Annotated in this window: 10 protein-coding genes; 3 read left to right on the top strand and 7 right to left on the bottom strand. The window is 68.9% G+C overall.

Annotated features, from left to right (window positions below; all coding sequences use genetic code 11):
* From JF597_RS06105 to truA, 3 genes are all read left to right on the top strand, one after another.
* Positions 1 to 188 (top strand): DNA-directed RNA polymerase subunit alpha C-terminal domain-containing protein (locus tag JF597_RS06105; RefSeq protein ID WP_293990365.1); only part of this gene is annotated, 188 nt, incomplete at its 5' end.
* A 191-nt stretch (positions 189 to 379) separates the two neighbouring features.
* The gene (rplQ, locus tag JF597_RS06100; protein WP_293990363.1) at positions 380 to 886 is read left to right on the top strand and encodes a 50S ribosomal protein L17; all 507 of its coding nucleotides are present in this window, start codon (positions 380 to 382) and stop codon (positions 884 to 886) included.
* A gap of 155 nt (positions 887 to 1,041) precedes the next feature.
* Complete coding sequence (gene truA / locus JF597_RS06095; protein WP_293990361.1) at positions 1,042 to 1,887, top strand: tRNA pseudouridine(38-40) synthase TruA; 846 nt, start codon at positions 1,042 to 1,044, stop codon at positions 1,885 to 1,887.
* Positions 1,888 to 1,891: 4 nt separating this feature from the next.
* Here the strand turns inward: truA and JF597_RS06090 are convergent, their stop codons facing one another.
* The 7 genes from JF597_RS06090 to JF597_RS06060 form a co-directional block, all read right to left on the bottom strand.
* Positions 1,892 to 3,928, bottom strand: a complete 2,037-nt coding sequence (locus JF597_RS06090) for an acyltransferase family protein (RefSeq protein ID WP_293990359.1) — start codon at positions 3,926 to 3,928, stop codon at positions 1,892 to 1,894.
* A 35-nt stretch (positions 3,929 to 3,963) separates the two neighbouring features.
* Positions 3,964 to 5,064 carry an NDP-sugar synthase gene (locus tag JF597_RS06085; protein WP_293990357.1) on the bottom strand — a complete coding sequence of 367 codons (1,101 nt, stop codon included), beginning with the start codon at positions 5,062 to 5,064 and terminating at the stop codon, positions 3,964 to 3,966.
* Positions 5,065 to 5,080: 16 nt separating this feature from the next.
* A complete protein-coding gene (locus JF597_RS06080; RefSeq protein WP_293990355.1) occupies positions 5,081 to 6,316 on the bottom strand; it encodes a hypothetical protein in 1,236 nt (411 codons plus the stop codon).
* 23 nt (positions 6,317 to 6,339) lie between these two features.
* Positions 6,340 to 7,791, bottom strand: coding sequence for a glycosyltransferase family 2 protein (locus JF597_RS06075; RefSeq protein ID WP_293990353.1), 1,452 nt, complete (start codon positions 7,789 to 7,791; stop codon positions 6,340 to 6,342).
* 278 nt (positions 7,792 to 8,069) lie between these two features.
* Positions 8,070 to 9,437: a glycosyl hydrolase gene (locus tag JF597_RS06070; protein ID WP_293990351.1), complete on the bottom strand. Its 1,368-nt coding sequence runs from the start codon at positions 9,435 to 9,437 to the stop codon at positions 8,070 to 8,072.
* 4 nt (positions 9,438 to 9,441) lie between these two features.
* Positions 9,442 to 11,052 (bottom strand): glycosyl hydrolase family 28-related protein, encoded by a 1,611-nt coding sequence (locus tag JF597_RS06065; RefSeq protein ID WP_293990349.1) that lies wholly within the window; start codon positions 11,050 to 11,052, stop codon positions 9,442 to 9,444.
* Positions 11,053 to 11,138: 86 nt separating this feature from the next.
* Complete coding sequence (locus JF597_RS06060; RefSeq protein WP_293990347.1) at positions 11,139 to 12,017, bottom strand: hypothetical protein; 879 nt, start codon at positions 12,015 to 12,017, stop codon at positions 11,139 to 11,141.
* Positions 12,018 to 12,248 lie beyond the last annotated feature (231 nt).

Raw genomic sequence — 12,248 nt, 5'->3', positions numbered from 1 at the left:
CCGAGGCGGACCTGCTGGACATCCGTAACTTCGGTGCGAAGTCCATCGACGAGGTCAAGGCGAAGCTGGCCGGCATGGGCCTGGCCCTCAAGGACAGCCCGCCCGGATTCGACCCGACCGCTGCGGCTGACGCCTTCGGGGCCGATGACGATGCGGACGCCGGTTTCGTGGAGACCGAGCAGTACTGAGCGCTCCGCGAGGACGCCGGTTCTGCGGCTGCGAGCCCGCTGTGGCTGGTCGCGCAGTTCCCCGCGCCCCTTACGGGGCGCGGACCCTCCGGGCGTCTGAAAAGGCGCCCGGATCTCCGACAGACAACCGTCTGCTCGGATACTGACCCCGGTACCTGACACGGCCAGGGCAGACACACAGGAGAAGAACCATGCCGAAGCCCACCAAGGGTGCCCGTCTGGGCGGCAGCGCCGCGCACGAGAAGCTGCTCCTCGCGAACCTCGCGAAGGCGCTCTTCGAGCACGGCCGTATCACCACCACCGAGGCGAAGGCCCGCCGCCTGCGCCCGTACGCCGAGCGTCTGGTCACCAAGGCGAAGAAGGGCGACCTTCACAACCGCCGTCAGGTGCTCCAGGTGATCACGGACAAGAGCATCGTGCACACGCTCTTCACCGAGATCGGCCCGCGCTACGAGAACCGTCCCGGTGGCTACACCCGCATCACCAAGATCGGTAACCGCCGTGGCGACAACGCGCCCATGGCTGTCATCGAGCTGGTCGAGGCGCTGACGGTCGCGCAGCAGGCGACGGGTGAGGCCGAGGCCGCCACCAAGCGTGCGGTCAAGGAGGCCGAGGAGGCCAAGGTCGAGGAGACCAAGGCCGACGAGGTCGTCGAGGACGCGGCGCCGGCCGAGGCCGAGGAGTCGAAGGAGGCGTAAGCCTTCCTTTGGCTGCCGGTCCGTCGTGGCTGGTCGCGCAGTTCCTCCCCCAGCCTTCGGCCGGGTGGTACCCCCAGCGCCCCCTACGGGGCGCGTCAGCGGGCCCGTTCCTTTCCAGGGACGGGCCCGCTTTCTTGCCCTGAGAGGATGCTCCTGTGAGTGACGAAGTTCAGCCCGGTCATGTCCGGGTCCGTCTCGACCTGTCCTACGACGGGACCCACTTCCACGGCTGGGCCAAGCAGGCCGGCGGGAAGCGGACCGTGCAGGGGGAGATCGAGGACGCGCTGCGGGTCGTCACGCGGTCGCAGGACACGGTGTACGAGCTGACCGTGGCCGGGCGCACGGATGCCGGGGTGCACGCGCGGGGGCAGGTGGCGCATGTCGATCTGCCGGCCGGGGTGTGGGAGGAGCAGCGGGAGAAGCTGCTGAAGCGGCTGGCCGGGCGGCTGCCGAAGGACGTGCGGGTGTGGTCGGTCGGCGAGGCGCCGGCGGGGTTCAACGCGCGGTTCGCGGCGCTGTGGCGACGGTACGTGTACCGGGTCGGGGACCGGCCGGGGGGCGTGGATCCGCTGCTGCGCAACCATGTGCTGTGGCACGACTGGGAGCTGGACGTCGACGTCATGGACGCCGCCGCGAAGTCACTCGTCGGGGAGCACGACTTCGCCGCCTACGCGAAGAAGCGCGAGGGTGCGACGACGATCCGGGAGATCCTCGGCTTCGGGGTGAGCCGGCGCGGCGACGGGGTCGTCGAGATCGAGGTCCGGGCCGACGCCTTCTGCCACAACCAGGTGCGGTCGATGGTCGGCGCGCTGCTGTTCGTGGGGGACGGGCACCGGGACGTGGAGTGGCCGCGGAAGGTGCTGGACGCGGGGGTGCGGGACAGCGCCGTGCATGTCGTACGGCCGCACGGGCTGACCCTGGAGGAGGTCGCGTACCCGGCGGCCGACCAGCTGCTGGAACGGCAGCGGCAGGCTCGCCGGATACGGGTGCGGACGGTCTGAGGGGTCAGCCCGCCAGGACCTTCCTGAAGGTCGGCTGCAGGAAGGGCACGAGTGACTTCGCGTAGCTGCCCGTCATGTGGCTGTAGTCAAAATAGACCACCGTGCCACCGATGACTGCGGGGCAGTAGCCGTCCGAGCAGAAGGCCGGGACGGTGTCGATCACCTTGGCCCCGTTCTCCTCGGCCACGTCGCGTTCCAGGGCGCGGTTCGCCGGGTGGTCGACGATCTTGTCGGACTTCGCGGTGCAGGACGCCAGGTCCTTCCCCTTCTCGGCCAGGCAGTCCGGGATGCTGAAGCCCGGGTACGGCGTGTCCGTCAGGTAGACCAGCTTGGCGCCGGTGGCCTTGAGCGCTTTGAAGGTCTCCTCGGCGCCCGAGCGGGTGGCGGTCGGCTGGACACGGTTCGTGACGACGATGACATCAGGCTTGAGCTCGCCGATGTAGGCCAGCGCCGACTTCCGCCAGCTGGTGCACTCGGTGTAGTCACGCCCGAGGTCCGCGCGGGTGATCTTATAGTCCTCGGGACTGCAGCCGCCCTTCGCCACGGTCACGATCTTCGCGTGCAGGTTCTCGCCGAGCCCCTGGAAGGCGTTGCCCCACTGCCAGGAGTGGGAGTCGCCGAAGACGACGACCGTCTGCTTGCCCTCCGGGTCACCGATGACGCAGTCGTCGCGCATGACGAACTTCGTGGGCTCGAGGTTGTCGATGCAGCCGTGTGTGGTCTGGTCCTTCGGTGACTTCAGCAGGTCGTCCTGGGTGATCTCGGGCTTGGCCCGCTTGGCCACGGCCTCCTGAACGGAGGGGGTGCCCTGGTAGCCCAGGGCCGCAGCGCTGCTCCCGGTGGAGCCGACGGCCAGGTTGAGCGGGATCACGTGCAGGGCGACGACCATGGCGGCGACGGTGGAGGCGGTCAGCGCACCCCCGGTGACCACACCCCGCCAGGGGGTGGCGACCAGCTTCACGTTCTCCCTGAACCGCTTCTCGATCATGTAGTGCATGAGGATCGCCAGCAGGAAGGAGAAGACCGCGACCCGGAAACGGTCGGAGTAGCCGAACTCGCGGTCGATCATGCTGGGGAAGAGGATCAGGAGCGGCCAGTGCAGGAGGTACCAGCCGTAGCTGACGTTCCCGATGAAGTTGAAGACCGGATTGTCGAGGACCTTCTCGGCGCCGAAGCTCGGGTTGGCACAGCCACCGGCGATGACCATGCCGGCGCCCAGCAGCGGGCCGGCCACCGCGTAGCCCGGCAGCGGGGTGTGCTTGGTGATGAGGAGGCCGGTGACGAGGAGGGTGCCCAGGCCCAGCCAGGTGATGACGCCTGCCAGCCCGGTGTTCATGCGGGACAGCAACTGGGCGCTGAGGGCGAGCAGGACGCCGAAGGCCAGCTCCCAGATGCGGGTGGTGGTGCTGAAGTAGGCCATGGGCTGGTTCGACGTGGTCATCGTGTAGCCCAGGTAGAACGAGCCGCCGACCACGGCCGTCAGGAACAGCGCCACCAGGACGCGGTTGCGGAAGATCAGCTTGCTGAGCCAGACCATGACGACCAGCATGATCGGGGCGACCAGGTAGAACTGCTCCTCGATGCCCAGCGACCAGAAGTGCTGGTACGGGGACTGGCTGCCGTCGTTGGCGAAGTAGTCGGTGCCGTTCTCGGCGAGACGCCAGTTGATCAGGCTCACCGACGCGCTGAGTCCGTCCGTCATGTAGTCCCGGAAGCGGAACGGGCTGACGTAGATCCAGGACACGATGGCAGTGGCCGTGATGGTGATGGCCGTGCCCGGCGCGAGGCGCCGGAACCGGCGGGCCCAGAACTTGGTCAGGGACACCTTTCCGGTCTTGTCGATCTCGGCCAGGAGCTGGCTGCCGATGAGGAAGCCGCTCAGCACGAAGGAGACGTCCACGCCGCCGTGGATGTCGAGGATGCCGCAGTGCATGCTGACGACCATCATGATGGCCACGGCGCGCAGGCCCTGAATGTCCGGCCGGTACTTGCGTAGACGCTCCGTCTGGGCGTCGGCGGCCGATGAACGATGGCGGGTCACGGTTCTCCAGTAACTGTCCGGGCTGGCCGGCGACTTCAGTGGACCGTCGGGCAGGCGGCAGCCGTACCGCTGACGCGCACACCTTGGGCGGGGATGCGGATGCCGCACGACAGCCGTAGCTGGGCGGGGAGCTCGTTCTGCGCGCCGACATGCGAGTGGCAGCCCACCACGGCCTCACGAAGAAACGATTCGCTGCCGATCGAGGAGTCGTGGTCGACCACGGACTCGTGGATCTGCGCGCCCTCGGCCACGGTGACGTGCGCGCCGATGATGGAACGGTCGACGACCGCGTGCGGGCCGATGACGGCGTGCGGGCCGATCGTCGAGCCGCCCGTGACCCGGGCGGTCGGGTCGACGGTGGCCGTGCGATGGATCAGGGCGTCGCCGGGCGCCGCCACCAGGGGCGATGCCGCCTCGCCGGTGACCAGGTCCGCGGAGCCGTGGACGAAGGCCAGCGGGGTGCCGAGGTCGCGCCAGTAGTCCTCCGTGGTGTGGCCGAACACGCGCCGGCCCGCGGCGACCAGCTGCGGGAAGGTCGTCTGCTCGACCGAGACCTCCCGGTCGGCCGGGATGGCGTCCAGCATGGACCGGCGGAAGACGTAGCAGCCGGCGTTGATCTGGTCGGTGACGCACTCCTCGGGCGTCTTGGGCTTCTCCAGGAAGGAGAGCACCCGGCCGGACTCGTCGGTGGGGACCAGACCGAAGGCACGCGGGTCGGGGACCCGGGTGAGGTGCAGGGTCACGTCGGCGTCGTGTGCCTGGTGCCGCTCCAGGACGGCAGGCAGGTCCACGCCGGACAGGATGTCGCCGTTGAGGATCAGCACCGGCGCGTCGGCCGAGGTGCCGCGCAGCAGGCGCCCGGCGTTGCGGATCGCCCCGCCCGTGCCGAGCGGGACCTCCTCGACGGCGTAGGAGATCACCAGGTCCTGGGAGAAGTCCCTGAACTCCTCCTCGAAGAGGCGGGCGAGGTACGAGGTGGCGAACACCACGTGCTCGACGCCGGCGTCCATCAGCTTGGCGATCTGGTGCCGGATGAAGGAGGTGCCCGCCACGTTGAGCAGTGGCTTCGGGGTGTGGTTGGTCAGCGGGCGCAGGCGCGTTCCCTTGCCACCGACCAGGATGATGGCTTCTTGCATGACTGCCTCCGCTCGGTCAGTTGGTGGTGGTGCCGGGTCCCGCGTAGTCAGAGGTGAAGCAGGACTTGATGGCCGCCTCGGAGAGGGGACGCCCGGCGAAGTCGAGCCGGGAGGCGACCTTGTCGTCGGGCTTGGTGTTCGGGTCGTCGTCGAACCAGAGCGACCACCAGTAGATGCCCTGCATCTTGCGGTCCTGGACGACCTGGCAGACCGCCTTGTACCAGTTGGCCTGCACTTGCGGGTTGACGGCCCGCCGGGCATAGAAGTCGCCGGGGGCGTGGTAGGCGCCGTTCATGGCGCCGATGCCGGTCTCGGAGACGAGGATCTTGGGCAGCGGGCCGGTGGCCTTGCGGTCCAGCCAGGTGTTCCAGCCCTTGACGAGGTCCGAGACGGGTGCCGTGTCCGGCACCTTGACCGGGAAGTAGGCGTCGACGCCGAGGTGGTTGACCGGCATGTTGATCCGGCCGGTGACGTAGTTGTCCCAGTTGGCGTTGTAGGAGACCTCGCCGGAGAAGTTCTTCTCGGCGTAGGAGACCAGGGGCTCCCAGCCCACGTCGCCCTCCAGGGAGTTCAGCTCGGTACCGATCACGAAGGTGTTGGTCTTCGCGTCGTCGGCGGCCCGGAGGTACGGGTTGAGGAACTTCTTGTACGAGGCGAACCAGGCGGAGCGGGAGGCGGGGTCGATGTCACCGCGCCAGTGCTTGGTCGGCTTGAGGGTCCCCTCGTCCAGGATCGGGCGGACCTGGGTGCGGAATCCGGCGTCCTTGAACACCTTCAGCACCTTCTGGAGCCGCTCGGGGGAAGGCGTCTTGGCGCCGGCCGAGAGCGTGTCGGAGGTGGAGTTCTGGATGAAGAAGGGGAAGGAGACGGACACCGAGTTGGCGCCCAGACCGATGAGGTACTCGGCCTGTTTGCGGGCCTGCTTCTCGATGAACGTGTCCGACCGTTTCGTCTTCTCCTCCTCCCAGTAGAGCTGTACGCCCCACTGCGCCATGCCCTGCTTCCAGGGCTTGGCGACCTGGAGGGCGTCGGCGGCGGAGGACGCGGAACCGGAGGGGGAGGAGGCCGTCGCCGTTTCGGACGTGTGGCCGGACGAGGTCGAGGATTCCTTCTCGTCGCCGATCACGATCTTGGGCAGGGCCGAGCCCGGCTCCCAGCGCACCGGGTGGTTGCCGAGGATGAAGGGGCTGCCGAGGACGATGGTGAGGACGGTCACCGGGAAAATGGCAAGCAGGGGCAGTCGTGAACGCATGTCAGTGGTTGTCTTCCGGGCGACTAGGCGGGCTTGGCGATCACGACGAACTTGTTCTCCTCGCGCCGGACGAACTTCAGGAAGCCCTTGAAGCCGCCGAGCCCTTCCATCACGGAGAAGACGGGGATGAGCGCGACCACCACGATCGGCTCCCACCACTTGCGCCGACCGCTGGTCGACGCGAGCGCGTTCAGCCGCAGTCCCTCCCAGTAGGTCCAGATGACGTAGGCGAAGTTGAAGGCCCACAGGACGGTGATGGACTGGGTCACGGGCGAGGTGTTCATGTCGTTGAAGAGCCAGCCGATGAGGAGTACGGCGCCGATGTGCTGGAGCGGGCCGAGGATCCAGGTGGTCACGCAGATCGACAGGAACCAGCGGTAGCGCAGCGGCACGGCCCTGTTGAAGCAGAGGGCCACCAGGCCCCAGGCCCAGCGGTCCCGCTGCTTGACGAAGTCGGCCGCGGTCGCGGGAGAGGCGCCGTAGCAGCGGCCGTTGAACCAGTCACTGCGGCCCGGGTACTTACGGCAGAAGGTCAGGGCGAGCCGGGCATCCTCGACGATCTCCTTGGGACCGAAGTCCCAGCCGATCTCGGCCTCGATGGACGCGCGTAGTACCAGCAGCTCGCCGTGCACGCCGGCAGCCGGGGTGCCCATACCGGTCAGCGCCCGGAAGCGGGCGATGTCGTCGGCGGGGCGCACTGCGTCGGCGAGCCAGGTGAACTTGTTGACCGCGTTCTCGCGCGGATACGTGAGGATGCCCTGGGCCATGTGCTTTGCCTCGTCGGGGTGAGCACGGCGCTGGCGGTTGATGAACTGGGCGAGCGAGGACGCGGTGTCGGGGCCGACGCCGGTGTCGTCGTCCATGTGCAGCACCCAGACGTAGTCGAGGGCCTCGCCCTCCTCGATACGCAGCTCGTGGGCGTAGTGGTTGGCGCGGGCCTTGAAACGGGTGCCGTTGGCCGGGACGTAGTCCTTGGGGACCGTGATCACCCGGATCAGCGGGTGGGAGTCGGCGAGCCGGTCGATGTCCGCGGCCGCCTCGCAGCCCTCCTCGGTGAGGATGTCGACGCGCATGTACGGGAACCACTCGGGCAGGTGATCGACGTACGAGAGAATCGAGCGCTCGAGGGCCGGGTAGGTGTCGTTGCGGCCGATGGTCGGGCACAGGACGATCAGAAAGTCCTGTTCGGCCGGTGCGGGCGGGGTCATCCGGTCGCTCTTGCGGACCCGGCGGCGGATCAGCAGGGCGCCCTGGATACCGACCAGCACACCGGCCACCGGCAGGGACCAGACGACGGTCAGGATCCAGCTCAGCAGGGAGGTACTGGGCCGGAAGCTCCACAGCCCGAACACGACCAGCAAAACGAAAGGCAGCAGGAAGGGGATGATTCCCGGCTTCCACGCCGCGGTGCGCTTGGCCAGCTTCTGATTGTGCCGCGAATGCGGCGCACCCCCGTCGACCAGTGTCGATGCCATGACGACTGCGGAACTCCCGTGAAATCGATGGTGCGTTGAGGCAACGACGGATCTCGGCCACGGCACGCGCGAGCAGTGCCTGGCGGCTGGGTTGTTCCGGGTCCATCCCCCTCAACGCCTTCTTCGGCGCCTCGGTCACTGCCGCTCAGATGCCCCCCCAGGCGCCCGCGCCGCTGACCGAATAGACATCGGATCCTCGCATGCATGGGCGGTACAGGGAACATCTGTGAGAAGGATGTGTTCAAAAGTTAATCAAGTTACGACTTGTGTAGTGATCTTCACTCGGTGTCGTCGGCTTGGATTCGATGGCCGCCGATAATCAACTTCGAAGATTCATAGGTCAGTTTGACGTCGGCCGTCGTGTTCTTCGCGCGCGGGGCGGAGACGTTGTCGTACGTGAGTGATTGACCCCACACCGTCCACATGACCCACGGAGTCCGTGTGAGGGTCCGGGACTGGGCCGCGTTCAGGGGGACGTGGAAGGACTCGGCGACGACGCGCGGCCGGTCGAACTCCTCCAGCCCGCGGTACCAGATCTCGGTCCAGGCGCCCTCGCCGAGCGGCTTCGCCGGGGTGTCACTGTAGGCGTCGACGCCTACGACGTCGACGCAGTCCCCACCGGGGTAGTACTTGGCGGGCGAGCGGCCGTAGCCCCCGTCCCAGGAGTTCGGCGACCACACGAAGAGCAGGTTGTGCAGCCCGCGCCGGTTCACCAGGTAGTCGTACGTCAGCCGCCACAGCCTGCGGTACGCGGACGGATCCTGCCCCGCCCACCAGAAACCGTGCCCCGGGGCCGCGTTCATCTCGTGGTACGGCCGCAACAGCACCGGCACTCCCTGGCCGGCGAGGTAGCCGAGGTGGTCCGCGAGGAAGTCGAGGTCGTGCAGGAGGGCCTGGTGCTCGGTGGTTCCCTCGGTGACCACCCGGCCGAACCAGCCGGGGTCCGTCGCGCCGGGGGAGTTGGCGTGCAGCGTCTGGGCGAAGCCCTTGACCGGGCTGCCCGGGTAGGGCTGGTGGAAGGAGAAGCCGACCAGGCCGGCCGGCCTGCCTCCGTTGTGCGGCAGGGACACGTCCGCGTGTGCCGCGCACTCCCGATGCGTGCCAGAGGCCCGGTAGGAGCCGTCGGCCGCCCGGGGCAGCCCCGCCCACACGCCGACCGCGAGGTCCACCGCGTCCTCTATGTACCCCCAGTAGGGGCGGCAGGCGGGCCAGGCCTTGTTGTACGGGCGTGCCGTGCCCACCGCCCAGCCCGGCTGCCCGTATCCGGGACCGAGGTCCAGCTCCACGAAGCCGGGCAGCCGGCCGGTGATGTCGTGGACCTTCTTGTAGTAGTAGCCCGGCTGCTTCGTGCCCCGGTAGTCGCCGTACGACGGGTTGTACCGCTCGTTCTGCAGCTCCACGTGCTGGCCGATCACCGTACGGCTCGGCCTGCCGCGCCGGGCGTCGTTCTCCAGGCCCGCCAGCATCGCGTACACCCGGCACGCGGCGGCCGTCGCCTTCGGGTCCCGGGCGCGCAGATCGGTCGGCACCGTCCTCGGCTCGCCCGTCCCGTTCCCGTCGGGCCAGGCCCACACCGCCAGCGGGGCCGCGGCCGCCACCCCCATCGCGGCCGCCCCGGCCAGCCGGATCAGCCTCCGCCTCTGCACGCCGCTACGCCGGTTCGACGATGAGCCAGGCGACGGTCGAGGTGTCCCCGGCCATCCCCTTGACGGTGAAGGACGTGCCCGCGGTGCGCCCCGCGACGTAGGCGACGCCCGCCGGGGTGCCACCGGGTGCCTGGACGGTGAGGAAGATGCGACTCGTGGCGGTGACGGCGGACGTGGCGACGGTCACCGCGGAGTCACCGTTGAGGGTGAGCGTGCCCATCTTGGCGTCGGCCCCCTCCTTGACCTTCAGTCCCCTCCCGGTCACCCCCGCCACGATGTCCGAGTCGGCGCTCCCCACCTGGGCTGTCCCCATCCGCCCCCAGCTGGTGTCCCGGCCGGTGGAACCCCCGGGGCCGAAGGTCTGTGTACCGTCCACCTCGATGGTGAAGCGGTTGACGGAGTCGCCGGTCACCCCGGCCTGGAAGGCCCGCGACGAGGTGTCGGCGCTGGTCACGGCGCAGCCCTGGCCCGCCGCCCTGGTCTGGACGAGGCTGATCCCGGGGTTCGCCGTGGCGTCGACGACGACACCCGGGGTCGTACGGGACTGGCCGAGCGTGATGCGGCCGGTGTTGCGGCGGATCGTGAGCGGTGTGTCCAGGGTCGTGCCGTCGTCGGCGTAGCGGACGAGGACGAAGTCCGAGCCGTCGCCGGCGCCCGACTCCGTTGCGTCAGTCGCGCGGAGCGCCCACCTGCGGTTCTTGCCGCGCGTCCAGAACTGCACGTCACGGTAGGTACCGGTGGCGCCGGACAGCATGTGTACGTCCGACTTGTCCCAGGTGATGCCCGAGGAGTCGTGTACGTCGGCCGTCACGCCGCTGTGGCGGACCACCGCCGCGCCGACGTCGTTGAAGGCGGCCGTCGTGCCGACGTACTCGCCGCCGACCACCGAGACGATGCTCGCGCTGTTCAGGGCGGAGGTGGTGATGCCGTACGACGGGGAGCAGTCGCCCGTGTTGTCGTCGTTGCGGCCTGTGGTCTTGGAGCAGGCGGTCAGGGCCACGCCTTCCGCCGAGGTGCCCGTGACGCTGAAGCCGGAGTACCCGGTGCCGGACTTGCCGTCGCGTTTGGCGAGGCAGCCCACGAACTGGATGAAGCGGCCGCCGGCCGAGGTGGAGACGTGGAAGCCGTCCTGGCCGTTGCGGTCGGTGTTGCAGCCGACGACGACCATGGAGTAGTTGATGCCGGAGATCGCGTAGCCGTGCTGGGCGTTCCATTCGGAGCGGCAGTCGACCATGGTCACGGCGTTGGGGTTGAGGATGTCGGGCCGAAGGAAGGAGTCGGCCATGTCGGCGCGCACCGGGAAGCGCGGGTTCCAGTCGCCGCGCAGAGTCACGCCCAGCGAGAGCCTGAGGGGTGAGGCGATGCGGTACTTGCCGGGCGGGAAGTAGACCGTGCCACCCTGACCGGCCGCGTTTATGGCCTTCTGGATGACCGGCTGGTCGTCGGAGGAGTCGTCGCCGAGGGCGCCGTAGGGGGCGTCTTTCACGTTCAGCCAGCCCGCGCCGGTGCCCGAGGCGGCGGCCGCCGGGGTCGCGGCGGCGACGGAGGCGGCGAGGGCCGTGCCGCCGAGACCGGCCGCGCCGGTGAGCAGCTTGCGTCTGGACGTGTGTGTCATGAGTGGGTCCCCCCATGGGCTCGGCGGCCGGTGAACTCCTTGATCACCGGCCGGCAGGGGGAGACTCTCACGCGCCCAGGGGTGCGTCACCGGGCGGCGGCCGCCGACGCCTGGGCCTCGCCGCGGCGGTGGATCTGGCGGAAGGTGAACTCCGCGAGGTCGTCGCCGGCCTGGAAGACCTTGGTGTCCTTGGTGGTGACGTCCTTGCCGTTCAGGAAGCCGGCGGTGGTGAAGTACGCGTAGCGGCCGTACGCGTTGGTCGTCGTACGGCAGACGCCGGAGTCGCAGAAGGCCTTCAGGCCGGAGCCGGCCAGGGCGGTCACGAAGCCCTTCTTGTCGGCCTCGGTCTTGGCCTTGCTCGCCTGCGCCTCGGTGTTGAACACGGCCACGCCGACCGTGACCGCGACACCGTCCTTGGAGTAGGTGACCCGCAGCAGGCGGGTGCAGCCGTCCTTGTCGAGGACGGCCGGGAGGGTGCCCTTGGCGGCCGTGGCGCACTTCTTGGTGTCGGCCGTGGCGCCCTTCTTGTAGACCGTCCCGCCCATGGTCAGCTGGGTGCCGGGGAAGAGGGTCTCGGCGCTCAGCGGTGCCGTGTCCTTCTGCACGCTGGATATGAACTCCTCAGGGTCCAGCGGCGGTGGCGCGCTGGTCGGCGCGAAGGACGGCACCGAGCCGGCGGTGTCGCTGGGCAGCGAGGCGCTGGCCGGCAGGTTGGTGGGCGTGCCGGAGGCGTTGTTGTCGCCGTTCGCGGACATCACGGCCATCGCGACGGCGGTGCCGATCGCCAGCGTGGCGACCACGCCGCCGCCTATGAACAGCACTCTGCGGCGTTTGTTCCGCGTTTCGGAGGCCTCGGCGAGCGACGCCCAGTCCGGAGTCTGGCCGGTGCCGCTGCTCCAGGGCTGCTGAGACTGCGGTTTCCACGGATCCCACTGGGACTGAGGTCCCCCCTGCCCATAACTCATGGGGCGCATCTTAGACGGGGGCCGGGGGGTGCCGGTGCGACTGTACGAACGGAGACGGGGGACCGAGGAGGGGACCTTTGGGGCAGGACGGCGCATCCTGGTACGGCGGGGCGCCGCGGGTTCTCGCCGATTCCGGGCCACGTTCGTCGCGACGTCGGCGGGAGCTCGTTTTGACCCGTCCGGGGCCACCCTTGTAGGCTTCGTCTTCGTTGTGTATTGGCTTGCTCATTC

Origin of the sequence: Streptomyces sp. (assembly GCF_019510245.1) — a bacterium.
In the GTDB taxonomy this organism is placed as follows: Bacteria; Actinomycetota; Actinomycetes; order Streptomycetales; family Streptomycetaceae; genus Streptomyces.
This window is presented reverse-complemented; position numbering and strand designations above follow the sequence as displayed.

Coding starts and splice junctions, on each gene's coding strand:
- rplQ (WP_293990363.1), top strand. CDS start 380: ATGCCGAAGCCCACCAAGGGTGCCCGTCTGGGCGGCAGCGCCGCGCAC.
- JF597_RS06085 (WP_293990357.1), bottom strand. CDS start 5,064: ATGCAAGAAGCCATCATCCTGGTCGGTGGCAAGGGAACGCGCCTGCGC.
- JF597_RS06080 (WP_293990355.1), bottom strand. CDS start 6,316: ATGCGTTCACGACTGCCCCTGCTTGCCATTTTCCCGGTGACCGTCCTC.
- JF597_RS06075 (WP_293990353.1), bottom strand. CDS start 7,791: ATGGCATCGACACTGGTCGACGGGGGTGCGCCGCATTCGCGGCACAAT.
- JF597_RS06065 (WP_293990349.1), bottom strand. CDS start 11,052: ATGACACACACGTCCAGACGCAAGCTGCTCACCGGCGCGGCCGGTCTC.
- JF597_RS06060 (WP_293990347.1), bottom strand. CDS start 12,017: ATGAGTTATGGGCAGGGGGGACCTCAGTCCCAGTGGGATCCGTGGAAA.